Raw genomic sequence first — 26086 nt, forward strand, 5'->3', positions numbered from 1 at the left:
TCAGGCCAGCTTTTTTTCCCACTCTTCGGCTTCCAGCATGGCGGTTTCCCACTGCGCCTGAAGCTGATCCAGTTGTTGGGTCAGTCGCTGGTATTCTTCGTTTTTCTTCTGTAGAGCCCCATTATCGCCGTAGGTTGTCGGATCGGCCAGTTCGGCTTCCAGCTTTTTTTTGCGGCTTTCCAGTTCGCTGATGCGGGATTCGGCTTCTTCGGCCTGCTGCGTCAGTTTCTTCAGCGTGCGCTGCCATTCCTTCCGTTCGTCGTCTGTAGCCTGGGGCTTGGGAGTCGGAGCCTGGGGTTTGGGAGCGGCCACCGGCTGGCTGTTACCCTTGGCCCCCTGTCCTGCGCCCTCGGCCTTACGCTCTTCCAGCCACCACTCGTATTCGTCGTACGTACCGGGGTATTCTTTGATCTGCTCGTCTTCGATGTACCAGATTTTGTTGGCAATCTGCGAAACGAAATACCGGTCGTGGGAAACGACGATGTACGTACCTTCATACTGCTCCAGCGCCTGAATCAGGATGTTCACCGACTGCATGTCGAGGTGGTTGGTCGGCTCGTCAAGCAGCAGGAAGTTGGCCTGCGACAACAGCACCTTAGCCAGCGCAACCCGCGACTTTTCGCCCCCGGACAGCACCTTGATTTTCTTGAAGACCTCATCGCCCGAAAACAGGAAACAGCCGAGTACGCCCCGCAATTCACCTTCGCTTTTGGTGGGGTTGGCGTGTTTTAGCTCTTCCAGCATGTTATCCTCAATGTTCAGCGATTCGAGCTGGTGCTGGGCGTAGAAGCTGAACGATACGTTATGCCCCAGTTGTCGGCGTCCCTCGTTCAGTGGCTCCGTACCGGCAATAATCCGCAGCAGCGTGGATTTACCGCGACCATTGGCACCGATCAGCGCTACCTTATCGCCCCGTTCAAGCCGGATGTCGGCGTGGGTCATGATACGTTTGGGACCGTAATGCTTTGTAATGTCTTCAAGATGCAGGATATGACGCCCTGGCTGAGTCGAAAACTGAAATTTGAAGTTTACCCGAGCCGTCTCATCAATCACTGCATCGACTAGTTCCATACGGGCCAGTTGCTTCACCCGGCTCTGTGCCTGCTTGGCTTTAGTGGCCTTTGCTTTGAATCGCTCGATAAATCGCTCCGTCTGCCGGATTTTGGCCTGCTGGTTTTCGTAAGCTCCTCGCTGTATTTCGTTACGCAGGGCTTTCTCCTCCAGATAGAACGAATAGTTGCCGGGGTAGTAGTTGAGTTTAGCACCCGATACCTCCACCGTTACGTCGATGACATTATCGAGAAACTCGCGGTCGTGCGAGACTACCAATACGGCCCCTTCATAGGTCTGAATGTATTTCTCCACCCACTGAATCGACGGCAGGTCAAGGTGGTTGGTCGGCTCGTCAAGCATCAGCAATGACGGTTTCTGCAAAAGCAGTTTGGCCAGCATCACCCGCATCCGCCAGCCCCCCGAAAACTGTTTTAATGGTTTTTCCAGATCGTCGGTGGAGAAACCAAGCCCTTCCAGAATTTCTTCCGCCCGCGACTGGATGGTGTACCCGTCGAGGGCGTCGAATTCCTCCTGGGCTTTACCAAGCTTATCGACCAGATCGTCGGTGTAGTTGGTTTCCATCTGGTGCAGCAGCTTGTCGATTTGCTTCTGGAGCTTGTTCTGCCGCTCAAACGCCTGCATCGCCACGGCCAGAATTGACTCGTCGGTCTGGTACGACAGCAGGTCCTGATTCAGGAAACCGATGGTAACGTCGCCGGCTTTGGAGATCGTACCACCGTCAGGCTGGTACTCGCCGTTGATAATCCGCAGCAGAGTGGATTTACCCGTACCGTTGAGGCCAATCAGACCGATTTTCTGGTTTGGTTTGATGTGCAGCGACGCGTTCTCATACAACGCCCGGCTGCCGAGGTAATACGACAGGTTGGTAATGGAAATCATAGCGCAAATTTACCAAAAATAGAACGGAACGTTGCGTTATTTAATTCCACTGGCGTATATTTGCACCCGCTTCATCGCAATTGCCTCCTTAGCTCAGCTGGTAGAGCGACGCATTCGTAATGCGTAGGTCGCAGGTTCGAATCCCGTAGGAGGCTCATTTTTTGAATCAGGGTTAATCAGTTTTTGAGCATTTACGCTCTTAATCAACTGGTTAACCCTTTTTACTTTATCATACCTTACGATAAAGAATAAGGTTTTATACAGTTTATTCGTCCCCTCCTTCGTCCCCCGTACCGAATTAATTAGTACATTGGTAGTGACCAAACCAGTTATTTCAAATGCGTACCATCACCGATCAGGCTATCAAATGCCTGTTGAAAGATGCCCGTTCGGCTGGCCCAACCCCCATTTACCTCGTTTATCGCTACGAATACACCCGGTTTAAGGTATCAACCGGCCAATCAATCGCGCCTGATCTGTGGGATACGACCAACGGCCGGGCGCGTACTGACGTAAAGAACCGGGCCGTACTGCGAGACAACGAAACGATAAACGCTCACCTCGACCGCCAACGCTCGGCCCTACGTACGGTTCTGAACCGGCTGCAACTGGCAGGGGTACCAATCACGAACGACCTCATCAAGCAGTATTTTGACAAAGAGGTAGGCCGGAAGGAAAAGAAGGTAGCCGTTCAGGATGCTAAAGAGTCGTTTACAGCCTATATCGTTCGGTTTGTAGAGGAGGCAAAAGCCGGGAAACGATTGAACGCTAAAGAGGCCAAATATGCGCCTTATACGTTGGCCGGGTACATGAAACTAAAGCGCATTCTGGAGAACTACCAGGCCGCAACCGGCAACCCGATTGACTACGACGCCTACACCCTCGCCTATTACGATGCCTTTAAGTTATGGCTGACTAATCGGGGGCTAACGCTCAACTACGTCGGTACGCTGCTGAAAGACCTGAAAGTAATGCTCAAGCAGTCACATCACGACGGAATGCATGAAAACACGATATACCAACATCCAAAGTTCAAGAAACTGGTCGAGGACGTGGATAATGTTTATCTGACCGACGATGAACTAACCGCACTCTTTACCCTAAACCTGTCGGCAAACGCACGGCTCGACCGGGTTAGAGATTTGTTTCTGATCGGAGCGTATACCGGCCTGCGTTTTTCCGATTTCAGCGACCTACGGCCCGAGAATATCACGCATAACGGCCGTATTTTGACCCGTAAGGCACTCAAAACAAACGGGCGGGTTTCCATACCCCTTAACCCAAATGTACTGTCCATACTGGCTAAATACGACGGCGTTCCCCCGCGCACCATCACCAACCAGAAGATGAACGACTACATCAAAGAATTGTGTCGGCTGGCTGGTATCGTGGAAAAGGTAGAGGTGAGTCGTACTGTTGGCGGCAGTCGTCAAACTCGTTACCTAGACAAGTGCGAGCTGGTTACTACCCACACCGCTCGCCGGTCATTTGCCACCAATGCCTATTTAGCCGGCGTGCCGACCGTGGCCATTATGAAATGTACCGGCCACAAGTCAGAAACAGTCTTTCTGCGGTACATCAAAATCAGTCCGGAACAAAACGCCTTACTGCTGCTCAATCATCCGCATTTCGGAGGAATACACGATACTCAAAACAGCCAGATCATACCAATGAATAAAGTAGCCTGATCAGGCTCAGCAACGATCTGATAAACTATACATCACAGAAATTTTATGGAAGCAATTGAAACAGCGGCATTACAAAAGATTGACGAAGCTCGCGATTACATTGTAAAGTATGCATGCGAATTACCAGGTTTATTATCGGGTATTAATTTACCGATTCCGAGTTCACGAGACGAAAATATTGGTAAAACGGAATGTAGCAAAGCAGAATACAAAGCAATCACAGGGCTACAGTTTAGGCAGGATGTGCTACATGGACTTTCAATGAAAATAGCCTGCGAGGTCAATTGCATTATAGAAGATGTTTGTCTAGAAATTAATGAGAACGCAATCCGGATGCTGGGTAAGGAGCGTCGAAAAGCTTACGCGGCTAAATGCGAAAATGCGTTTAATTCTTTTTCAGAAGCTAGAAGTAGGCTATACGTACATTCTGGGGACCTCGTAAAAAATCTTGAGAATAATAGCCAATTACCTCAGATCATAACTCTAAATGAAGATCAAGGTAAGTTTATTCCGATTGGTGATACTAAATATGGTAAGAAAGTAAGTGAAATAGTAAATGAGGTGTTATCCGATGCACAACTAGCGACTGAAATACTCGAAGAGCAGTTCATAAAACTTAAACATAGTATTGAAAAGAACCTACCCGTCAAACTTAAAGACGAACTAGCCGAAGATATATCAACCAACTACTCAACGACAAACCAAAGCGCTGAAGAGAGTCAAAAAATAACTGATGAAAAGGGAACCATTACAGATATCTTAAGTGGCGCTAGTACCGAAAAAGAACCCGATAATGGAGTTGATAAAAACAAACTTATTTGGAATTGTAAACCAGCTATTGCGGGTTTCATCATTTCAGAACTTATTAGAGCTGGATATATTGAACCCCCTATAACAAACGGCGAATTGAGTCTTACTAAGTTGGCAAACATTTGTAATAGTTCATTCCGCTTCACCAAGTATAACCCTAGTCCTAATAGCTGGCGCAATGTTGTAGATACAGAACGGAATACATTATCTGAAGCTAACCGCACTAAATTAACATTACCAGACCTTGATCAATTATCTTGACTTTATCTCCAAGACTACTGTCATGACAGTAGTATGATAGTTAGCACCTATTAAGTTTCGAGAAGTTTGCTGAAACAATCAGAACAATATATCCATGTTTCAGCACACAATTCAGGTTTCTTCTCTCACTCCTGACCAGTTCGGCGAATTGGTAGAGGCTCGCGCCTACAGTGGCACGATGCGAGCCCTGGCCGATTACAAACCTGCCAAGGACCCAGATTTGCCCCCATTATCCACCAGAAAGCAGACTGCTAAATTTTTAGGGGTTTCCCTTGTGACTCTAAATGATTGGTCTAAAGACACTGAGGACCGCCCGGCCATTCTTACTCCTCTGAAAATAAGTGGAAGAGTTCGATACCCTCGTGAAAGAGTACTAGCTGCGTTGCGGGATGTACGGAGATATAAAAAATCATAGTCATGGCTGCTATGTTCGACCTCCCCCAGCCATCCACCGCGACGCCCATTTTAGCGACATCGATCGCCAGAGAAATCCGTGCAGTAGGTGGACGAGTCTGGTTGATTCAAAAAACTGAATTTGGACTAATCCTTCGCTGCGAGATTGGGGCACGACAGCTGCGTCTCGTCCTTCAATCTCTGACGGAACCCGCTGCCGCAGTACATCAAGAGAAAGGTGTCGTCAGTCATTTGGTACACGATTTGGACGGGTTGCGCCTTTTACTACGAGTTATCGCTGATTAACGCCCCATGATAGATTGTAAAACTCTTCCGGCTTCTTTCGTCGGCAGGTCGGGCCAGTTTTATGTTCGAGTACCGCGGGTAGACGGTGGGTTTTGGCCCCAAACGGCAGTTTATTCCTCCGTCAAAAGTTACGACCAGCGAAGTGAGCGGCCCATTTACATTGACATTTCGGAGGCATCAGAGGATTTTCTAAAAGAACAAAAAATTTACCAAGATAGCCTGACAACGACCCCGCCAGCTTGCGAGCCTGACCGGGATGAGACCGACCTAGGCCTCACTCCGCAGCGCCTGCTCTGGCAGGAGCGGTTTAAAACTCACTTAACGCGACATGACACCAAAAGTTAGCATTTTCGAAAATGTTGCACCCGCATCCTATAAGGGTGATTACCCAGCTAGTGCCGTGCTGGTGGTAATGCGTTCAAGGTTCGAGCATGAAACCAAACTCCTGCGTACGTTTTCCGATGCAGAAGCAGCCCAAGCGTACAAAGCGGGTAAGCGCGATAGCGAAGGTCGGTTAGTTGAGCCAGGACATTTCTGGGGTGTCACCTGGTCCGGCACGTTCAAAGGCGGGAAGAAGGCGCAGGATCTGGAGCAGCATAGCGGATTGATCTGCATGGACGTGGACGGCTTGAACGGGGATCAAGTGACTAAACTCTTCAACCAACTTTGTACCGATGTATTCACTCACATCACGTTTGTGAGCCCCTCAGGAAACGGAATAAAATGGGTTGTAAAGATTGACATCAACCACGTTGATGAACACAAACTGTTTTTTCGGCAGCTTTCCGATTACTTACATGACAGTTATGGACTGACACGAAAACAAGATGTTACAAAGGGTACAAAGCCACAGATTGACGCCAGTGGTTGCAACGTGGACCGGCTATGTTTTTTGCCCTATGCACCCGACGCTTATTATAATCCCAAAAGTGAGGTGATTCCCCTGCTGGAGGAGTATTGTCTACCACCTCAGCCTACACACGAAGAACCAGGAGGCCGACTGAAAAAGCAGGCCCTTCCGGAAGATGATACCTACTGCCGTATCAACGAATACTTAACGCGGCTTCATCACACTAACACTGACCTGACGGCGAACTACGAAGATTGGGTCAAGATAGGGTTGGCCTTCGCTAGTTTAGGGGAAGAAGGCCGGTCTGGCTTTCACGAAGCCAGTCGGCTGCACCCAAAATATAGCTATCAGGAAACAGAAGCCAAGTTTAGTGAACTGCTACGTAACCGCAGTGGACAAGTCAACATTGGTACCTTCTTTCACATGGTTGATGAGGTACTAGGTAAACCGCATTCATGGCCACAAAAGGAGGGCTCTGCAAGATACGAACAGACAACAGACGATGATAGACAGGAAGATTGGCCAGAACCCGAACTCTTAACAACACCACTTTTGTCGGTTTTGTCAGTACCCCCCTCTAGCATTCCTGAAAAATTACGGCCGTGGTTAACCGATATAGCGAATCGAATGAAGTGCCCGCTGGACTATGTAGCCTCAGCCGCAATCGTAATGATTTCTTCTCTGATTGGGACCCGGCTCGCCATTAAACCTAAACAGAAAGATAACTGGACGGTAGTACCTAATCTGTGGGGGGCCGTTATCGGAGACCCTTCCACGAAGAAAACGCCCTCAGTTAGTGAGGTTTTTAAACCCCTAAAGCAGCTGGCCCGGCAAGCCGCTGAGGACCACAAGCAACGCCTGCAGGAATACGAGGCTCAACACCTTCAATACGAAATGCAGAAAAAAATTTATCAAAAGCAGGAGCAAGACCGGCTAAGTGGGAAGCCAGTCAAAACCTTCATTGCTTACCCCACAGAACCCCAAAAGCCAACCGAAAAACGGTACTGGAGTAACGACGTCACCGTTGAAAAGTTGGCTGAATTACTTAATGATAACCCAACCGGGTTGCTCATCGAGCGTGACGAACTGACGGGGCTACTCGCAGGGTGGGACCGATTGGGCCGGGAACAGGACCGGGCGTTTTACCTGGAGGCCTGGAACGGTTACGGACTATATACGTCAGATCGGATTGGCCGAGGTACTATACACGTCCCCCATTTATGCGTTAGCTTATTCGGAGGCATACAACCGGCGAAGCTTTTAGGGTATCTACAGGCCGCTACCGGCTTCGATAATGATGGCTTCGTACAACGTCTGCAGCTAGCCGTTTATCCGGACAAGCCCCAGTGGGAATATACGGATGAATATCCCGATAAACAGGCCCGTGATATAGCCTACAAGGTAGTTCAACAACTTGCCATTAGTGATCTAACCAAGTACGGATATGAGGCTGACGAATACAATCGGTACCCGTACACGCATTTCGACAACGAAGCTCAGGAGATATTCAAAGAGTGGTATATCAATTGGGAAACCAACGTACTTCCCAATGAAACGGGGCTTTTGCTGGAACACTTTGCAAAATACCCCTCTCTAATTGCTAGCGTGGCCCTTATTTTTCATCTGATTTCCTGTGTGGAAGAGGATTCGTCAACGGCATCGTCTAAATTAGTTTCGGCTCAGGCCGTTCGAATGGCAGTGAACTGGTGCATTTATCTGCAAAGCCATGCTCGGCGTATCTATGGGCTGCTGGATACGGCTAGCATTGAATCGGCCAAAGAACTGCTCAAACACCTGAAAGCGGGTGACTTAAGCGACGGGTTCAAAGCCCGCGATGTACAACGGAAGGGGTGGATGCACCTGACTAGCGCCGAGGCAGTGGAGGCCGCATTACAAGAGCTAGTCAATCGGCAATGGTTAAAAGAAATTGTTGCAACCTATAATAAGACAGGCAGACCAGAGGCTCCATCTTACAAAATACACCCTAAAATTTTATTGAAAACGCGTGGTTGACCCACTGACTAAACTGACGAAAATACTTTTGTCGGTTTTGTCAGTGCAATACTGAAAGATGTAAGCAAAAAGGCTGTGTATCACAGAAGCTAATATTTAAATGTTACAAAAATGCATCCAGAGCTTATTGACAAAACCGACAAAACTATATTTGCAGATTATGACTGGAGTCCGGTAGTGGACCTACATTTTAGAACGAATCGTTCAGGCCAGCACCCGCTACTGCCGCCTTACCTGGAGGTAATTCGCCGGATTGGCCAGCCCTATCACCACCACAAGTTTTGGGGAATCAAAGCCCGCTCGGACAAGGGACATTTTCTGTTCTATACCGATCTGAACCGTACTCCAGGCTTACGGAATACCCACCACGAGTTTTTATCTCTTGACAACCAGCCCTTCATGCTCCTCATCCGGCAGAACAGCCAGGACATAACCCCCTATCAACCTCTCCGGTTGCTGCTAGTGCCGGCCCCTGAGAAAACCTTGGCCTTTCTTAAAGCCCGCGATCGATTAGCCCAGTTGCCTCGTCTACGGTTACCCTGCTTCCCTCAGTGGGCCATCGCCTTGCAGCAGAGCAAAGCCGCCCGTAAGGAGTCGAGCATCTTTCTGTAAATAAACCATGCTGTGACAGGTAAGCTTCATGAGTGACCTCCCACTAGACGGTCACGTCAGCTTAGAAGCGAGCAGAGGCTGACAGTAATTTGGCTCTACAATCGTTTATCAGTCAACAGTAACCTATATCTACTTCTATACTGAGAACGCTAACCGTTCAGTCTCATTCCATGAACGGTTACTGAGCGAATCATTTCATTTGTGTTATGAATGTAAAGCGTTTAAGTACTTCCGATCTCCAGTTCTGATTTTAAGCTTTTCCACATTGAGGTTTTCGTTGACTGGATTCATCTAACCTGGCAAGTTGTTCGAGTCCTACGCTGATGTTATTATGAGCCGAAGCGAGCCGGGGGCAGCAAATCTTCAACCATTAAGCAATTTGCTCCGCTATTTTGGCCTCATTGATTCCTACCCACTAAAACGGTGGCCGACTATAATATGCATGTGCTACGAAATAGAGGTACCCTTAAAAGTGTAGAAATTTATACACTAGTAAACGAATAATCGTTTTGAGCCAATTCCTATCTTATTGATTTACAATATAATAAGAACCGTATGTTGAGTTGAGTATTCACACTTTAGTATATTTACCTTTTATAAATATGTGAAAAGTTGATCTCTTTCAGAACACAAGCTAGCGACTTACTAAATTCAATACGTCTTAATTGAGCTAAAACAGAACAAGCAGCCACTAATTGATTGAACTGCGTTTTACCGTCAGCCTTGCTCTGAACTACTCCCTACCCGAGCCGAGCCGAGGCCGGGCGTTTTTGACCTCCCCCGCTACCTGCGCCTAATAATGACATAGGGTACCCATCACACCGTTAATCATTGTCCCAACAGAAGGAATTTATTTTGAAACGGGTAGCACTACCAACCTGATTGGTAGCTAACAGGCTTGGTACTGGCACAAGGCGAGAGAAGAGTGGTAAGCTAGCTTAAATATATGTACCTCGATTATAGTAAATTAAAAAACCGATTAAACTCGTGCCGTCAAACCTGACAATTCTTTTCCTGATCTGCTATACGATGAATCCTTGCAGTAGACAAAAGCGTGGACAAGTTTCTTTACTATCGATTAACATGGTTAAATTAGCGTATCAGTTGGACGGTACCTGAATACCTACTTAGCCGTTGAGGATCAAACTGTACGTCAAGATGATAAGCAAACACCCCAGCCGGCGCGATTTGCCCATTGATAGTCCCATCCCAGAGGGGGTCTCCGCTGCTTAGCTCAAACTCCTTTCGATTATAGACTACTTCGCCCCAACGATTAAAGATCGTCAGGTTCATAATCGTTACCCTAGCTGGCCTGAAATGAATCGTCCAGTTATTGTTCAACCCATCCTGATTAGGACTAAAAGCCGAAGGCATACTTACCGAAGCACTACAATCCTCTTCAACCTGTGCCATCGTCTTTGTGATGCACCCCAGAGCATCTTTCACGTACACCGCATATCGATCGGCCTTTAAACGAGCAAAGAAGGGCTGATTCTGAAAGTAAACAGAATCCAGCGAATACATCATGGCTGAGGCAGCCCTTGCATACATCGTCAACTCGCCGGTCTGTTCACCACACGCGGTTTGGGACGTTCGTACCGAATCGATGGTGGGCGATTGACTTGGGGCTATAGGTATAGTCACCCCACTGGTACAACCGACCGAATCTTTGACAATCGCTCGGTATGTACCCGATCGTAAGTTCGTAAATGAGCCGTTAGGCTGAAAAGTGGTGCTATCCAAACTGTAGCCAAGCGGCTTTACACCACCGGTTACCGTTAGACTGATGGCTCCGTTGGCCCCCCCGCAGGAGGTGACTACTACGTTCACCGCAGCAATACTCGGAAGGGGCGGTTGAATAAGCTCAAGCGCTTGGGTACTGCTACAGCTATTGGCATCTCTGACGGTGAGTAAGTACTTCGCTGGGGTAAGGTTCTTAAACACGGGCTGACTGGAGAAGTTAATTCCGTCCAGGGAGTAGGTTAATGAACCTTCCCCACGAGCTGTTACGATCACCTCTCCGTTTGCTTTGCCACAACTGGGCAGCTGGAGTTGAACACGCAAGATTTGCGGGGCTTGTGACGCCACGATGTTAATCAGGGCGCTGGCGGGCGAACTACAGCCATCGGCGTTGGTTACCATATAGGAGTATCCTCCCTGGCCAACCTCTTTGTCGGTATACGTCGTGCCACTGGTGGCCGAAGGGATGAGCCCCCCGGGCGTTCGGGTTAAGACGTAATTACCTGATGCGGGCAAGCCTGTCAGGCTGATTGTACCCGTTGTGGCTCCACAGCCAGGTTGTATCAGAGCCCCTAAGCCCGGCGCATCCGGTGGGCCTTTAACGGTAACGGTGCCGCCCGAGGTAACCGGGCAGGCGGACGAGGTACGACTAGAAATCGTGTAAGTGCCCGTCGGCACGTTGGTAAATGTTGGGTTGGTTTGATACGTAGAGCCGTTGATCGAATACTGATAGGCCTGCCCATCGCTGGTGTTACCAACCGGTGAGGTAAAGGTGATGGTACCGTTCGTGCCGCTACAGGCCGGCGTGACACTGGCTGCCACCGGATTGGAAACGGCCCCTGGTTTGACCACTTCGTTCACCGCCCATGCCCATAAATTACCCCAGAACTTGTCGGTATCATTGGTGGGGTCAATTACCGGCCCTTCGCTCATAGTGTTGCCGACAATCGTAAAAAAGTCGGTGTCGGCAATCAATACATCACGCGTAGCGGAGGCAAAGATGATCGTCGGCTTATCGTCTGCATTGGTGGCAATAACGGTCGAAAAGCAATCGGTGGAAAAGTAGCCTTGTGAGGTTCCGCCCTGTGTCATCGATGTGGCCTCCCCGAATACACCCGTAAACAACTTGGTGACCGAATCCCCTGGCCGTACAGTAGTCGGATCCGTATTCCCTTCCCGTAAAGTATACCCATAGTAAGCGGTGACTGGGTAGTTCGCCGGCTGTTCAGCCAGGATAACCACCTTACCGGGTTGAGCGGACCAGGCCTTAATCGCTATTTGTTCGGCTTGGGTGACTGGAAATGATCCGCCAAAGGTGGGTCCAATGAACAGAATGTCAAACGGTGCTAGTGAGGTGGCGGTGATGGACCCCGATGCGGTGAATGTGTGCGTGATGCTCAGTGAATACGGCACTTTGCCGCCCGGTCCGAAGTTCGCCGTATTTGTTAGTTTAGGCAGGGCCGTCTTGATCATGGTTGCGCCATTGAGCGTATACCCCTTGTCATCTGAACCGGCATCCAACCGGCTATGGTGAATACTGGCTACTTTGATTGTTTGGGCTGAACTGACGGAAATGGCTAGCCCCATCAGGAGTTGGGCGAGGAGAAGTCGTAGCATGGATTCGCGTGGATAACAAGGCACAAAATACTAAATAAATGCTTTTTGGCCAGCCCGCTAATAATACTATCTTGCTCGCAGACGCTCAGTTTTTTGCTCTAGCAAAGATCATCCGCTAGCCGTAATTTCGATTGCTGCGGGGGTAAAACACGGCCCTTGTGTAACGCGATTCGTTGTGAGGGGAATTTAGCTGAAAGTGTTTTTAGGCTGGTAAACTCAGTAAAGTTCGCTTAGCGCTATCACGCTGAGCTGATAAAGGTGTTTGTCGCTTTATGGGCTGATTAGGTTGTCGATGAGGAGCGGACTCAGTGAAAAGCCCTTTCAGATACGGGAATTTCCCCCTGTTAAAGCCTCATGTACGTCAATAGATTTGGGCTATTAAATTTATCAAAACGGACTTTTATACTGAATACGTAAAAACAGCTTTGTATACCCTTTTTTCACCACTAAATTCTGTACCCTTGAAAACATATACTTTCCTTCCCCTAGTTACATGGCTCACACTAACGGTTCTAATGCAAGCGTGTAAAAAAGAACCTGCAACCGAATTGCCACTGGATGTTGTCCAATACAAGAAAGCCATGCACTTTCGTAACCAATATGATGAAGCTGATACAGCGACAATCAGACGGCTGTTTGGTAGCCAAGCGGCCTTGGATCATCTTAACCCTAAGCGCCGATTAGCCAGTATAGCGCTTTCAATAGACGAACTGACAGATGCTAGCTTTCAAAAATTTTTTAATAACAAAGTGCCTGACTTTTCATTGATTGAGCCTGACTCAGGTCGCTTTGATGGATATAGGCTCCACGTAGGTGTTGAGAAGAATGGTTCTGAGTCAAAACATGTATACCTGCTTACTTTTGGTAAGATACAGTTTGAGTCGAATACTAATGCTGACTTTCGTCATCCCACCGCTTATTTACAGGACAGTTTACAGTTTGGCATCTATCGCCTTAACAGAATTCGGTTAAACTTTGATGCTTTACCGAATAAATTACATCTTTCTTGTCGTCCAGACTGTCAAGGTGACGAGTTACTATAACTATGCTGGTGATACTTAAACTGTTTTATGTAACGTCTGCAGTCGTCGGCTTAGTTTGCTTCAGGCAGATAAACTTAGCCCCCATTAGGGCATTGGTTATCTATTGGGTGTTTATGGTGTCGGTTGATCTTGGTTTAGAACAGTTAGGCGAAGATCAAACAGTAGTGATTGAGCTTTTCTATTGTTTAATACATACTATAGCCTTCGCTGTTTATGTATACATATTCAACCAAAATGCCCCCAAAAAATCCTTTCGCTACATCACTCAACTAATAATGCTCGGTGTAGTGGGGCTATTTGCCGTTTACCAAATAGTATTCAACTTAGATGATTTAACCGCCTCTGACGATGTCTTTCTGATACAGGGGCCATGTGCACTTTTCGTTGTCTTATTATATTTCAGAGATATTCTTTTCGGTAAAGAAGTACTTATTCTGATAGAAGAGCCTTTGTTTTGGATAGCTACCGGTATTCTTTTTTACACGACCGGAAATCTGATTGCGACCGGCTTCTTTCACCAGATATATGCCTCTGCAAAGTATTTAGCGTTAGCTCTTTATCAACTTAATTATGTGTTAAACATTGTTATGAGTATTGCTTTTGGAGCTGCTTTTGTCTTGTCTACCCAGAGGCTCAAGACCCATATAGATGGATATTAATTTTCTGCCAGTAATAGCTACAGTGGTCTTCTTACTACTCGCAGTGTTCATTACAAGTTTCGCCCTTCTGTTTCAAAAGCGCCAACTTCAAAACTATAAAGAGAAGCAACGTCTTAAAGCAGCTTACGAACAGGAAATTCTTAAGGCGCAGGTTGAGATTCAAAACACGACACTTCAGGAAATTGGCCAGGAGTTGCATGACAACATTGGCCAACTGCTCTCGGTAACCACTCTTTATTTAGGCGCTTTAGAAGAGGCAGTCGATGCGGGTGAAGCCCTGGAACTTGTACAAACGACACGTCAGGTAGTCGACAAAGCTATTAATGACGTACGAGCTTTGTCCAAAAGTCTGGACAGTAGCTTCATCGAGGAGTTCGGCCTGGTTCAAACGCTAACCCATGAGGTAGCCCGGATCCAGAAAGCCCGTCGCTTTACGATTGAGCTATTCACCACTGGTACGCCCGTGTCGTTAGGGGTTCAGCGTGAGATGGTGCTGTTTCGGGTGCTACAGGAGCTATTAAATAACGCGCTGAAACACTCCCAGGCTAAACGGATTCTGTTGAGCGTTCACTACCTACCTACGGCAGCTGAGTTCAGAGTAGAAGATGATGGGATAGGGTTTGACTATGAGCAGGTTTTACAGCAGGAGCTAGGCCAATCAGGGGCCGGCCTACGTAACATCAATCGTCGAGTAGAGCTTATTGGCGGCTTGTGCACCTATCAAACCGCGGCTGGTGGCGGTACCTCAGTCTTGATCAGTCTGCCGCTTTAAGCGGCTTAGTTGTACAATGCTTCCACAAACCCTGCATTCTCACCCAGCGAAAGCGGCTATACATCACCTGAGCGAACGTACTAGTGGTTCGTTTTGGACTTAACCGTCATATTTAATTTAGGCTTAATGCTTCAACGCTGATCAACCTGTAGGTTTGCACAAATACATCCAATCATAGGATGTACGGTGGGATACCCAATGGCCCGACGTGATGCGTCAGGCCATTTTTGTTTTAATGAATTAGTATATGTATTTCTATACCAATGATTCATAAACTATTATATCTGTAACTGGCAAAAAAAAGGGGGAAATTCCCCTGCTGTAACCCTCTGCTTTTAACTTATTTTGTAGAGAGTTATCTTTTCTAGTTGTATCATAAAGGCTAACATTCAATTATCTATCCACATGAAAAAGTTATTACTTGTTGTCCTCACTGTTTTTTGTCAAACTCTTTGGGGCCAAACGATTCAAAACGTAAAAGTGGTAGGGGCTACCACTTCACCTGCTGAAGTTCCACCAGGAGCTACATTTTTAGTTTCCTTCGATGCTAAAAACTTTAAATGTCCAGAGACAAAGTTTAAAATTGACTTCATTCAGACTGGCTCACTTGCGGTAGTTTCTTCATCAACAATAACAGCTTCACCAGCCTCATTGGTGATGCCTTCAAATGCCCCTCAAAATAAACTGTATCAAATAAAAGTTAGCAGTGTACGACCAGCCGAGTGCCGAGTTGATCCCTTGGCAACAGGTAATTTACTAACGGTGCGCGCAGTAGGTCCGGCAACTCCACCTACTCTTCCTGATTCTATAGAAGCTTCACCTGGCGTAGTTACTGTTTTGGGAGTTGATGAAACTAAGTTTAATCCCGCAGAGGTTCAAGTTACTCTAAATCTGACGGGGGCGCAATTTTCTAATGACCCAACCGATTTGTCTACTTACATAAATGGAGATTTTGTTCCAACTAAAAATCTCTCAATAACTCCTAATTCTATTTCCTTCGGGTTGTCGCTCAAAGAAGGGTTTAATAATTTTTTCTTTCATACAGTCGATAAACAGGGATTAGGAATTGAAGGCACATACAAGCTTTGGTCTGGTTCTCAATCATTAGTTGTAAACGCAATAAACCAGGCTAACAATCCGGTCAATGATGCTTCAGTTAAAGTAGTACTTAGCGATGATGAAATAGTGGTTGCTGAAGGAAAGACAGTTAATGGTAGTGTTGTATTTCCTAACATTCCAAATCGAACGCTAATTGTTACAGCTTCCACCTCAGACAACTTATTTGGAGTAGCAGGTACGGTAGGAGGTGCTGGGGTTACTGTCCGGTTAACGCCAATAAAAACTCCTAACCCTATTAATAACAATGATTTTAGTCTTGGTACTCAAGGGTGGGATATAGGTACAGCTCCAGTGACAATCATTCCCCATCAAGAGGCAAATGCACAGCAGTTTAGTATTACTGCCAGTAATCAGGATATGAAGGTGAGTACTGCTGGAGAGGGGCCTCAAAACGTTTCAAGAACTTTTATTACTAAAAAGGGGACCAAGAACGTTACTGTACGCTATCAGTTTATTACGTCTGAAGTACCGGGTGGTTACTTTGGGTCCCAATACAATGACTATTACTCAATTGCTATTCGCAGTGAAAAGGGTAAAGCTAACCAGTCAGAGCAAAAGACAATGAACGGACTAGGTTTGGGTGCTTTTGAATATAGCTCCGGGGCCACCGCTTTTCGTGAACTATCTCTCCCGGTTTCTGTCGAAGGCGATGTTGTGCATATTGATGCCGAGGTAGCTAACGTTGCAGATGGTTTATATGATTCATATATAGTGATTGATTTCGTAGAAGAGCGTCAGGTGACAATCACTAAGAAAAAACTAATAGATCCTGACCGCACTCATACTTTAAGTCATCTAAGTATTGACAACCACTCTTATTTTGAGGGCTTTGTGCCGGTTTATGGACAGATTACAGTAGAAGGGCCAGCAGAAGACAAAATAACATCGTTGCAATTACAAGTTTATCAGGGGCAAACTCTAATAAATTCCGCTAACCTTCATGAAACGGCGCAGTCTATTCTGTTTCAGACATTCGGCGAAGATGAGAAAGTCGAAATTACGACCAATAGGTTGCTGTTTAATCTCCCTTCACGTGCCCCGCTTAATGCTGATGGACAGGTATTACTGAAGTTACGAGTTGAAACAGAGAAAAGTACACAAGCAGTGTCAGTAGATTATGGCTCATTTGCTAATATGATGCTCGCCAGAAACCTACCTCGTTATTCTACTGATGATGATGCCAATGAAGGCGGAGATATGTGGGGCTTGCCTAGTATGATAACTTATGTAAGTTCGTTACCCGCAAACTGGAGTTACAATGACATCAGCAATATGAATGGAAATGTATTTCCTCCCCATGGCTCGCATAGGGACGGATTAGATATAGATGGTTATTTTGCGGGGTATAATGCTCGTAATGCTGCCGTTGCCCAACAATTTATTGATTTCCTCAAAACACCCGCTGGAAGTGATGCTCAAGCAATCTTCGTCGCCTTTGAAAAAACGCCGACTGATACATTTTGGCAAACAATTAAAGATGCAACTGTCAATGGTAGCCCAGTAACCAATATTATTCAACGTGATATGGGACATACAACTCATTTTCACCTTCGAAAGCGGCCAGCGGCTCAAGCCAACTTAGTTGCATTAAATAAAAAAGTACGGGCTCGCCAAGCTGCTCGGCAGCAAGAATCAAGTCAAGTTGTAAATATATATCCTAATCCAGCCAGCTTAAGCCAAAGTAGTATTAATATTAAAGTGAACGCAATTCCTAATGCTATAGTCGAAGCTGAAGTACTCAATTTGTTCGGGTACTCTCTAAAAAAACTGTCGGGACGATCAACTTCTGGAGAGGTCAATTTAATGTTAAATGTTGATAATCGGAGTATTGCACCTGGAATGTACTTAATTAAAATCCATGTTCCAGGCAAGCCGGTCGAAACTAAAAGGCTGGTTGTTACTGATTAATCAAGATGCATAGAATAGATGCGCAGCTTTAAAACAAAGGCTTAGTTCTATCTCTAAGCCTTTGTTTTCTTACTTAAATCAATTTATGTCGCTTTGAGAATATCCTTCCATCTTGTTGTATAACGGGGTGACATCAACTGCTGCTTCATGTGCCACTCAGGGCTATAACCCTGCACGGCCAGCCGTACCTTATCCCGGCCGTGTTTGTAGTTGAGCTGATCCACAACCTTGGCCAGCTTTGCCAGCTTGGGATCAGGGCCCTCGTTAAAGATTCCCTCCTGCTTGAAATCATCCGCTACCAGATCACTGAGCATCACCCCTACCTTCTGATAGCGGTAACCCGGCTTATAGATCGATTCCAGCAAGGCCAGCGCGTAGCGGGCTAGTTCGGTATGACTGGTCGTCGGATGGGGCAACACAGCCGTTCGAGTGCCTGAGTAGTACTTAGCCGGTTCACCGTTGGGGGACTTGAGGTGTTTGTTGGTGTGCAGAAAGACGGTGACTACGCCAGCGGCTGAGTGCTGTTTACGTAGCTTCTCGGTAGCTCGGGCGAGGTGGGTAGTTAGAGCCTCCTGAATCAGCTTACGGTCTGGAATCAGGTCCCCAAACGAAGGGGCCGAGCATATAGCTTTCTTGGCGGGCGTTTCCACCTCCAGCAGTTTACAGCGTTGCCCGCGTAGTTCATAGGCTAACCTCAGCCCGTTTACGGTCATCAGATCACGAATGAAGTCGTCGGGCGCATTACGAAGCTGCCAGGCGGTTTTGACGTCGCACTGTCTGAGCTTTGCGGCCAGACGGCTACCCACACCCCAGAGTTCACTTACGGGTAAGTCTTCCAGAGCCGCCCGTATCTGCTGCTCACCCGACAGCACCACAACACCCCGGGCCGATTCCTGTCGCTTGGCGTAGTAGTTAGCTACCTTGGCCAGTGTCTTGGTCGGTGCCAGTCCAATAGCCACCGGCAGCCGTGTCCATTGGTGGATCTTGGCTTTCATGTGCCGGGCCAGATCGTCCAGATCAGGGTAAACCGATTGGTAACCGTCCAGACTGATAAAAGCCTCATCGATGGAATTGATCTCTACGTGCTCCACAAAGCGATGCAGGGCGCTATAAAAGCGGGTGGACATATCGTGGTAGAGGGCGTAGTTGGAACTGAAGATGCGGACCTGATGAGCGTCCAGTAGCTCTTTGACCATAAAGTAAGGTACGCCCATCTTGATACCAAGCGCTTTAGCCTCATTGGAGCGGGCAATGATAGCCCCGTCGTTGTTGGAAAGCACGACGACGGGAACGCCATTGAGCGAGGGGTTAAAGCTGCGTTCACAGCTCACGTACATATTGTTGACATCGACTAATCCAATCATCGCCTGGCTGGTTTATTACGTGCCTCTCAGCGGTTATCAGACGCATGATGGGCTGCTATTCCGCGATAGTATGGATTTATGCTATATAATACAATTATATTATATAGGAGATTGTTTTATTACGCATAGGAGGGCGTAAAACGATGTAGGTTTGAGATGGCACAATTTGTTTTGAGACCGCTACGGGATGCTCGCACCAGCATAGAGAACTATGCGATGGCAGCGGCTGAGCGGCATATCAACGGAGATCGGCTGCTGCGATCGGGTATTGATTCGCTGGCCGACTTTGCTATTGCTTTATACGAGACGGCCAGGCAGGACTTTATCGCGATGTACGGTGAGGAGTGGGCCTTTGAGCTGGAGACTGTAAACCGGCTAGTTGTGGCGTACGAGGAGAAAACTGGGCAACTTGTGTTACAACCAAATGAGCCGTTGGCAATTATCACAGTTTATTAAGTTAGTATATACAATGTGATGGGCTCTAATCACCATTTAACAAGTATACGCTTGTCAATTAACTGCTTATTAACCTCCATTTTGAATACCCAACTTTACTTTGTAGTAGAACGAAAAGCCAACGAATGTCTCAGTTTATTGCTATCCACTACAATGGTCAGCGACCCACGTTTACTTATACCAACTCTTTAGCAGAGGCTAAAAGCCACCTGGCCGGACTGATTCGGTCGGGACATGTAACCCCCAGCGATGCGCTCGTCATTGTTCGGGCCGAGGATGAGGAAATTCTATACTTTAAGCTAGCAAACAACACCCTGGCCGATCTGGCTATTCGCAAATCAGTCGGAGTAAGCCTAGTTAGGCCGCTGTTGCGGTTGCTGATTCGGCCGTTCGGTTGGTTGGCGCGAAATCTGGCGATCCATCATCGGTGAACGCTACAGTATTCAAGCCGGAAACAGGTATCCGATGGCCTAACAACTGCTTGCGGACGTCGGTTAATCCGCTACTCAGCGAACGTAGTCTATGACCGCTCCACTACATCTATATTTAGTCGACGACGCAGCCGATTTCCGGTACCCCATTCAAGAGTTAGTGAAACAGATGTGATCGGATTGGCCTATGGCGTTTTTGACAGCGAGAAAGCCTTCGGTACTTTTCATAATATTTTACTCTGCCTTCGGATAACGTCAGCCCGGACGGCATATTTTCCTGACCGATCAGCCCCGACATGAATACCAATGACTCTGCTTCCATTCGCTGAAAGCAGCACTGCCCCGGCGCTGCCTGGACCAGTATCACACAAATGATACAGAAAATTAGAATCAATTTTCTGTACCTTACAATCGGCTGTCTGAGTTACAACAAATTTGCGTGTATCAGCCCGAAACATGATGATGGACAATGATTCATCAATACGTGGAGCCCGTGTTGATAGATTTAGGAAGCCGTGTTTCGCTCCTGGATTACCTCTCACACGCAACAGCAAATGCCTTAGTTCAGAACCTGTTCGGGCTTGTTCCACTGCCGGTAGAATGACATTATAACTAGTCAATTTACCTCCGTTGTTCATTCTAAATTTTATGGTACTTGCTGGCAGTTCACTGCCAAAATCTAGGGTAAGTAGCAGATTTTCACTTACTAAAAAGGCTGTTGATTGAGAAATCTGTTTACCAGCTTTATCATAAAATAAAAGTTGGCCCACTGACTCAGATGCTTTCTTTAGTACGCCAGGTGGTAACGTGTCAGCACTGATTGCATCATCGTTTCCTATTATGCCAGGTGTTAGCTTGCCAAATTCTGAAGGCAGGGTTGGCCCACTGCCAGGTCTGCGTTCGGCAAGATATCGTCTAAGACTGTCTTTTACCGATTGATCAGTGATTAAGCCAGCTTCTAACAAAAACTTTAAATTCTCGGCAGCTTTGTCAGGATTGCCAGTTTTAATCATCTCTAATATTCGGGTTTGCTCAGACCGCTGTTTTTCTAGGATCCGTTGCTCACTACCATTGATACTGCTTACTATAGCGTTACCAGCGGCTGCCATTGCTGCTGTTAATATTGCCACTACAACAGGGTTACGCCATGCTGATGTTGTCGCATCATTGGTTTTAAGTTTAAGCTCAGCCTCTTTTACTGCCTGCTCCCGCTCCTTTAAAGTCAACTCTCTATCTCGAAACGCTTTTTCAGTTTCCCACTTTTCTCGCTCCGAAGGTGGGTTTTGTTCCTCTGCCATTGTCAGTTTTGTCTCTAATTAAGATACGTGTTATCTACCTGACAAAAGCTGGATAAACGAAAGGTAGTAGCTATGCTTCCCTAAAGCAACGGGTTTTCCCCGTATCATTCCGCTGTTTTACCAGTTATGGTAGACCGTCCACTCAATTTGTTCTTGAATTAGTTACATGCGGCCCAAAATCAAAAGAGATTGTCCCAAAATTGTAAGCGGGTGTTTATTGAAATGCTCAACATTGCACCACGATTAGGGACACCTCTGATTAGTTACAAATATACTTTCAGAAAAAGGCTGATCAGGCACTTACTTTTTGTAGGTAGCCCCAATTAACCATCGTAACCAAACACCCGATGAAAACACAGTTTTACTTTTATCGCTTGCTCCCTATCTGCATCTCAATCAGCATGATCCTAGTCAGCAGTTGCGGCCGATATATACCGACTGAGATAGAAAACGGCAAATTACTTGGCATCGTCCCGGTTCAATATAGTAAGGGAGCGTATATTGAGGTACGTGCTGTACCCAATACCAGTAGAGGAGAGGTTTTTCGGCAGGCCCGTCGGTGGGCAGCTTTCAATATTGGTGATCCTAAATTAGCCCTATCATTGAGTGATAACGTAACCGGTGACTTGATCACAACCGGCAGTTTACTGCCAACACAAATTACCACCAAGCGCTCAGTTATATTAGTCCCAGGTATTGACTACGCAGCTACCATTGAATGCTACGATAACCAGTATCGGGTTACCTTGACCAACTTTCGCATGAATGGGCAGGTTGGTCCTCACCCTCTGGAGATGCGCCACACCAGCGTGACGATTAAAAAGCAAAAGGAACAGCTCAAATTGCTAGACAAGCGTGCCAAAGGTATACTAGCCGATTTAGCGGAGTTCATTGCTGGCGAAGTCCATCCAGTATCAACTGTAAGTGAGCGATAAGGACAGGTTTTTTCCTTTTGCACCATGACATACGCTCATCGTTTGTTTGCAGGTCTTTTGCTGATTACCCTCTGGCAACCGGCCCCTGCTCAACATTCAGGTCATAGAAAGCACAAGCTAAAGCCTGCTGTAGCCACCGTTCTTATCTGTGGCAGCCGGTCAGCTTATGCCTACCACAGCTATGAATGTCATGGCCTGGCCAGGTGCCGATCCGGAGTAAGCCGGGTTGCAGTAAGCGAAGCAAGGGGGATGGGGTACCGGCCATGTAAGATTTGTTTTTAACTGACTCCGTTTATACGAACATCAAGTTTGTATCAGCAAAAGGATGCCTTAAGATTAATCCATACTTCAGTAATCATATTTTCATTATAACCAATTCGTTATGGTTTACCTTCTACCAGTTAAAGTGTGCCATGTGTGGCGCTTCAAGATTCTTTTTTTGACATTGCTACTGGCTACACTGACCGGATACGCTCAATCAATTCGTTATGTGAAGCCAGGGGGGACGGGCGATGGTTCAAGCTGGCAACAAGCATCCGGTGACCTCCAGGCTATGATTGATGCCACAGGAGTAGAACAGGTCTGGGTGGCTCAGGGCGTATATAAACCAACGTTAGGCACTGATCGAAACCTTTCGTTTCATTTAAAAAGTGGGGTAGCCATTTACGGTGGCTTTGCGGGTGAAGAAAGGTTTTTAGATCAACGCCCGGCTATCACCCTAACCCAGCCTTCGGCTACAACGCTTAGTGGAGATATTGGCGTACCTGGAATCACAACGGATAACAGTAATTCAGTTGTAATGAATCCTGTCTACGTTAACGGGTCCGCTCAGTATGTTGATCAAACAGCCATATTAGACGGTTTTGTTCTAACAGCTGCTGGCTATGGCATATACAATAATGATTATAGTAATCCGACCATTAGTAATTGCCAATTCATAAACTTTAGTGCTACGGCGATAAATAATTCCAGATCGGGTTCAACAATCACCAACTGTTGCTTTATTGCTAACTCAGGGGGGGCTATTAGTACTATTGATGGCGATGTATCAGCTATAAACTGCTTATTTAAGGATAACTCAGCGGAATTTGGTGGCGCTATATGGGGAGGCAGTAGCAGTTATATTCTAACAGGTTGTTCTTTTGAGAATAATTCGGCTAGAAACGCGGGGGGCGCCATTCATATTCAGTACGATGGTGTTGTGCGATTAACCGGCTGCCGTTTCGCGGGAAACACCGCCATCAACCGGGGGGGCGTGATTAACAGCATTCTCTTTAGCAGCACAGAGGCTATTGACTGTAGTTTTACCAATAACACTACAACTGGAAGTGGCGGAGTAGTATATGCCGAAAATGATAGTCGGGTGTTACTAGTCAATAGTACCTTATTGAAAAACACAGCGGCACAGGGGGGCATTGCATATAACAACCGCGCTGAATTAACAATTGAAAACTGTAGCTTCCATCAAAATGTTGCCCAGCAAGGAAGTATTGCTTACAACACTGACTTTGGTAGTGCTGGTTTTACCAACTCAATCATTTGGAACAACGGCGGAGAAAGTACCTTCTTTAACTCAGAGGGCAATATTATGGTCGATCTCTTGACGGAGGTAAATTACTGCCTGTTGGACCCTGCCGTAATTGGATATAGGGGGCAAAACAATTTGACCACTGATCCCCGCTTCGTTGATGCTGCCAATGGTAATCTGCAACTACTGGCCTGCTCACCAGCCATTAATACTGGTACCGGTTCGGGCCGCACAACTACTGATCTGGCAAATTATCCGCGGGTACAGGGAGGACGAATTGATTTAGGCGCCTATGAGTACCAAGGCGTTCCAGGGGAGCTGACCCTAACGGCTTCGGCCACCCCTATTAACATTTGTACGGGTCAGGAAACTAAATTATCGGCTACGGCGAGTGGATTACCGGGGCCAATCATATATAATTGGTACTCACCGTCTGGGGCTACGCTAAGCAATGCTACTACCAACCCAACGACGGCTACGATAACCCAGACAGGCCTTCAAAGCTTTACCGTCACAGCATCGGCCAGCGGCTGTAAGAGCACTACTACTGTCACTGTGACTGGCCTACAAACTCCACAAGCCCCTACACTAACAAGTTCGGTTACGGCTAGTTGCGGCTCACCTTTATCAGTCACCGCTTCCTGTTTGACAGGCAACGTCAGTTGGCAAGCTACTGGGGGCATAGCGGATGGTAATGTTTATACCGTTTCGCAACCAGGAACTTATTCAATCTCCGCTCGGTGTCAAAATACCGAGGGATGTACGAGTCCACCGGCTCCAAGCGTAAGTCTGATTCTCAAACAATTAACTATCACTCAATTTCCCGATAGCCAGACTGCCTGCGTAGGAAGTGACGCCACCTTTGCTGTGCAGGCTTCAGGCCCTCAAGGACTGACTTATGCCTGGTTCAAGAACAGTGCCGATCCTAATCAACCCGTGTTGGCTACGACTCCTAGCTATAATGTCAGCGTCAACGAAGGAAGTAAGGCGGGGCGCTACATCGTCAGAGTGTCAGCCGAGGGCTGTACAAGTCAGCAAGCAGAAGCCCGACTGACGGTTAACCAGCGTCCGGTGGCTCCAGCTCCCACATCCACCAAGCGCCAGTTCTGTGCCAGTGAGAGCCCAGTGGAGCTAAGCCAGTTTATCAACAGGACTAATTCCAGCTACAAACTGCGCTATGCTACGGCTGAAGGACAGACCCTGGCTGGTTCGCAGGTCGTACTCAACCAACCAGGCAACTTTGCCTACCAGGTCAGCCAACTCGACCCCTCAACGGGTTGTGAAAGTGTGCCAACTCGCTTCACCCTGACGGTCAACGCCACTACCCAGCTGGTGAGCGCACCGGCTAATCAGAGTGTATGCTCGGGCAGTGATGTTACCTTATTAGTGCAAGCTTCAGGCAGTAATCTCAAGTACGAGTGGTTCAGAAGTAGCATCAGTAACCAGAATAAACTTGCTGAAAACCCCAGCAAGCAAACAGGCACGAGCACGGCCAGCCTGAAACTGATTAAAGTCAGCCAGTCACAGAGCTACTATGTGCGCATCAGCGGAGACTGTGGAGTGATCTCATCAGGTCCTGTTCAAGTAACAGTACAAGCCTGCGGAGCTCGTCAGGGTATAGCTGAAGCGGGTAGTGGCTTACAAGTCAAGTTGCTAGGTAACCCCGTTGAGGGCAAAAACGTCGAGGTGGAAGTGCGAGGTGTAGCGGGTCAGCTAGTTGAACTGAGACTGGTGGACGCGCAAGGTAAGCTCGTTGCTCAGCAGCGCATCAATCGGGCCGAAGAGTTCGAACGGATAAGTATGCCAGTCGGTCAAGGTGGAGGTATATTCTTTTTGGATGTACATACGGCCCATGAACGTCAACAGATGAAGGTGTTGATTCGGTAAGTCATACATGTCAGCAAGTAGAAGCCCGGCTGCTCAGTCGCCGGGCTTTATCTTTAGTCAGAGATCTAACGACGAATCACGACAAGTTTTTTGTTTTAAACTACAGCTCATTAGCTACGTTATCCATTACTCGCCTGCGTACATCAATAAGCTATGTATTGATTTATCCAGATCGGTATGGCACCATAGACAACGTTGAATAGGGAAACCGGGCTTATAGATATTAGACACAAAAGGTTCAGGTTTATTCAGTCACTCAACCAAATTAGTAACTGACCAGAATGAACGAGCTTGATAATTTCTTCCAAAACACCACGGCTGATCAGAACGTAGGTAGCCTGTACGCAATAGCATTTGCCCTATACGTCCTCTACGATATGGCAATGGACCAACTACGGAGAAGAATAAAATAAAAACCTAACGCGTTCCCTTTGGGCCAATCA

Annotated in this window: 16 protein-coding genes and 1 tRNA gene; 13 read left to right on the forward strand and 4 right to left on the reverse strand. The window is 47.1% G+C overall.

Translation table 11 applies throughout. The annotated features are described in order from the left end of the window. Positions 1 to 1953: an ABC-F family ATP-binding cassette domain-containing protein gene (locus BN8_RS23535; protein WP_009284451.1), complete on the reverse strand. Its 1953-nt coding sequence runs from the start codon at positions 1951 to 1953 to the stop codon at positions 1 to 3. Positions 1954 to 2035: 82 nt separating this feature from the next. Between BN8_RS23535 and BN8_RS23540 the strand changes: the two genes are divergently transcribed. The 5 genes from BN8_RS23540 (at position 2036) to BN8_RS23575 (ending at position 8886) form a co-directional block, all read left to right on the forward strand. Then, positions 2036 to 2108, forward strand: a tRNA-Thr gene (locus BN8_RS23540). A 183-nt stretch (positions 2109 to 2291) separates the two neighbouring features. Further along, entirely contained in the window at positions 2292 to 3641 is a 1350-nt protein-coding gene (locus BN8_RS23545; protein ID WP_009284452.1) for a site-specific integrase, read from the forward strand. A gap of 45 nt (positions 3642 to 3686) precedes the next feature. Beyond that, positions 3687 to 4712, forward strand: coding sequence for a hypothetical protein (locus BN8_RS23550; protein WP_009284453.1), 1026 nt, complete (start codon positions 3687 to 3689; stop codon positions 4710 to 4712). Positions 4713 to 5739: 1027 nt separating this feature from the next. Then, positions 5740 to 8274 carry a DUF3987 domain-containing protein gene (locus BN8_RS32030; protein ID WP_009284454.1) on the forward strand — a complete coding sequence of 845 codons (2535 nt, stop codon included), beginning with the start codon at positions 5740 to 5742 and terminating at the stop codon, positions 8272 to 8274. A 111-nt stretch (positions 8275 to 8385) separates the two neighbouring features. Beyond that, positions 8386 to 8886, forward strand: coding sequence for a hypothetical protein (locus BN8_RS23575; RefSeq protein ID WP_009284455.1), 501 nt, complete (start codon positions 8386 to 8388; stop codon positions 8884 to 8886). Between the two features lie 1092 nt (positions 8887 to 9978). Here the strand turns inward: BN8_RS23575 and BN8_RS23580 are convergent. After that, on the reverse strand, positions 9979 to 12243 hold the full coding sequence (locus BN8_RS23580; RefSeq protein ID WP_009284456.1) for a T9SS type B sorting domain-containing protein: 2265 nt from the start codon (positions 12241 to 12243) through the stop codon (positions 9979 to 9981). Between the two features lie 461 nt (positions 12244 to 12704). Between BN8_RS23580 and BN8_RS23585 the strand changes: the two genes are divergently transcribed. The 4 genes from BN8_RS23585 to BN8_RS23600 all read left to right on the forward strand — a co-directional run bounded on the left by BN8_RS23585 (position 12705) and on the right by BN8_RS23600 (position 17744). Further along, positions 12705 to 13286, forward strand: a complete 582-nt coding sequence (locus tag BN8_RS23585) for a hypothetical protein (RefSeq protein ID WP_192579088.1) — start codon at positions 12705 to 12707, stop codon at positions 13284 to 13286. A gap of 2 nt (positions 13287 to 13288) precedes the next feature. Then, a complete protein-coding gene (locus BN8_RS23590) occupies positions 13289 to 13945 on the forward strand; it encodes a hypothetical protein (protein WP_009284457.1) in 657 nt (218 codons plus the stop codon). Continuing rightward, entirely contained in the window at positions 13935 to 14717 is a 783-nt protein-coding gene (locus BN8_RS23595; RefSeq protein ID WP_009284458.1) for a sensor histidine kinase, read from the forward strand. The genes BN8_RS23590 and BN8_RS23595 overlap by 11 nt, the downstream gene beginning before the upstream one ends. A gap of 405 nt (positions 14718 to 15122) precedes the next feature. Continuing rightward, complete coding sequence (locus tag BN8_RS23600; RefSeq protein ID WP_009284459.1) at positions 15123 to 17744, forward strand: T9SS type A sorting domain-containing protein; 2622 nt, start codon at positions 15123 to 15125, stop codon at positions 17742 to 17744. 83 nt (positions 17745 to 17827) lie between these two features. On the opposite strand, the gene BN8_RS23605 is transcribed toward BN8_RS23600, so the two are convergent. Continuing rightward, positions 17828 to 19108 carry a Y-family DNA polymerase gene (locus BN8_RS23605; protein ID WP_009284460.1) on the reverse strand — a complete coding sequence of 427 codons (1281 nt, stop codon included), beginning with the start codon at positions 19106 to 19108 and terminating at the stop codon, positions 17828 to 17830. Positions 19109 to 19264: 156 nt separating this feature from the next. On the opposite strand from BN8_RS23605, the gene BN8_RS23610 reads away from it, so the two are divergent. Continuing rightward, complete coding sequence (locus BN8_RS23610) at positions 19265 to 19564, forward strand: hypothetical protein (RefSeq protein ID WP_009284461.1); 300 nt, start codon at positions 19265 to 19267, stop codon at positions 19562 to 19564. Between the two features lie 125 nt (positions 19565 to 19689). Next, the gene (locus BN8_RS23615) at positions 19690 to 19995 is read left to right on the forward strand and encodes a hypothetical protein (protein ID WP_009284462.1); all 306 of its coding nucleotides are present in this window, start codon (positions 19690 to 19692) and stop codon (positions 19993 to 19995) included. Between the two features lie 224 nt (positions 19996 to 20219). On the opposite strand, the gene BN8_RS32035 is transcribed toward BN8_RS23615, so the two are convergent. Next, positions 20220 to 21293 carry a trypsin-like serine peptidase gene (locus BN8_RS32035; protein ID WP_009284463.1) on the reverse strand — a complete coding sequence of 358 codons (1074 nt, stop codon included), beginning with the start codon at positions 21291 to 21293 and terminating at the stop codon, positions 20220 to 20222. 347 nt (positions 21294 to 21640) lie between these two features. Here BN8_RS32035 and BN8_RS32040 point away from each other — a divergent pair, with 347 nt between their 5' ends. Then, on the forward strand, positions 21641 to 22228 hold the full coding sequence (locus tag BN8_RS32040) for a DUF4468 domain-containing protein (RefSeq protein ID WP_009284464.1): 588 nt from the start codon (positions 21641 to 21643) through the stop codon (positions 22226 to 22228). A 382-nt stretch (positions 22229 to 22610) separates the two neighbouring features. Next, entirely contained in the window at positions 22611 to 25643 is a 3033-nt protein-coding gene (locus BN8_RS23630; RefSeq protein WP_040006476.1) for an Ig-like domain-containing protein, read from the forward strand. Positions 25644 to 26086: the final 443 nt, after the last annotated feature.

It is taken from the genome of Fibrisoma limi BUZ 3 (assembly GCF_000296815.2).
GTDB lineage: Bacteria > Bacteroidota > Bacteroidia > Cytophagales > Spirosomataceae > Fibrisoma > Fibrisoma limi.

What these genes read in the sequence shown, in the direction of transcription:
- BN8_RS23535 (WP_009284451.1), bottom strand. Translation starts at nt 1,953, where the DNA reads ATGATTTCCATTACCAACCTGTCGTATTACCTCGGCAGCCGGGCGTTG.
- BN8_RS23545 (WP_009284452.1), top strand. Translation starts at nt 2,292, where the DNA reads ATGCGTACCATCACCGATCAGGCTATCAAATGCCTGTTGAAAGATGCC.
- BN8_RS23550 (WP_009284453.1), top strand. Translation starts at nt 3,687, where the DNA reads ATGGAAGCAATTGAAACAGCGGCATTACAAAAGATTGACGAAGCTCGC.
- BN8_RS32030 (WP_009284454.1), top strand. Translation starts at nt 5,740, where the DNA reads ATGACACCAAAAGTTAGCATTTTCGAAAATGTTGCACCCGCATCCTAT.
- BN8_RS23575 (WP_009284455.1), top strand. Translation starts at nt 8,386, where the DNA reads ATGCATCCAGAGCTTATTGACAAAACCGACAAAACTATATTTGCAGAT.
- BN8_RS23580 (WP_009284456.1), bottom strand. Translation starts at nt 12,243, where the DNA reads ATGCTACGACTTCTCCTCGCCCAACTCCTGATGGGGCTAGCCATTTCC.
- BN8_RS23590 (WP_009284457.1), top strand. Translation starts at nt 13,289, where the DNA reads ATGCTGGTGATACTTAAACTGTTTTATGTAACGTCTGCAGTCGTCGGC.
- BN8_RS23595 (WP_009284458.1), top strand. Translation starts at nt 13,935, where the DNA reads ATGGATATTAATTTTCTGCCAGTAATAGCTACAGTGGTCTTCTTACTA.
- BN8_RS23600 (WP_009284459.1), top strand. Translation starts at nt 15,123, where the DNA reads ATGAAAAAGTTATTACTTGTTGTCCTCACTGTTTTTTGTCAAACTCTT.
- BN8_RS23605 (WP_009284460.1), bottom strand. Translation starts at nt 19,108, where the DNA reads ATGATTGGATTAGTCGATGTCAACAATATGTACGTGAGCTGTGAACGC.
- BN8_RS23610 (WP_009284461.1), top strand. Translation starts at nt 19,265, where the DNA reads ATGGCACAATTTGTTTTGAGACCGCTACGGGATGCTCGCACCAGCATA.
- BN8_RS23615 (WP_009284462.1), top strand. Translation starts at nt 19,690, where the DNA reads ATGTCTCAGTTTATTGCTATCCACTACAATGGTCAGCGACCCACGTTT.
- BN8_RS32035 (WP_009284463.1), bottom strand. Translation starts at nt 21,293, where the DNA reads ATGGCAGAGGAACAAAACCCACCTTCGGAGCGAGAAAAGTGGGAAACT.
- BN8_RS32040 (WP_009284464.1), top strand. Translation starts at nt 21,641, where the DNA reads ATGAAAACACAGTTTTACTTTTATCGCTTGCTCCCTATCTGCATCTCA.
- BN8_RS23630 (WP_040006476.1), top strand. Translation starts at nt 22,611, where the DNA reads ATGGTTTACCTTCTACCAGTTAAAGTGTGCCATGTGTGGCGCTTCAAG.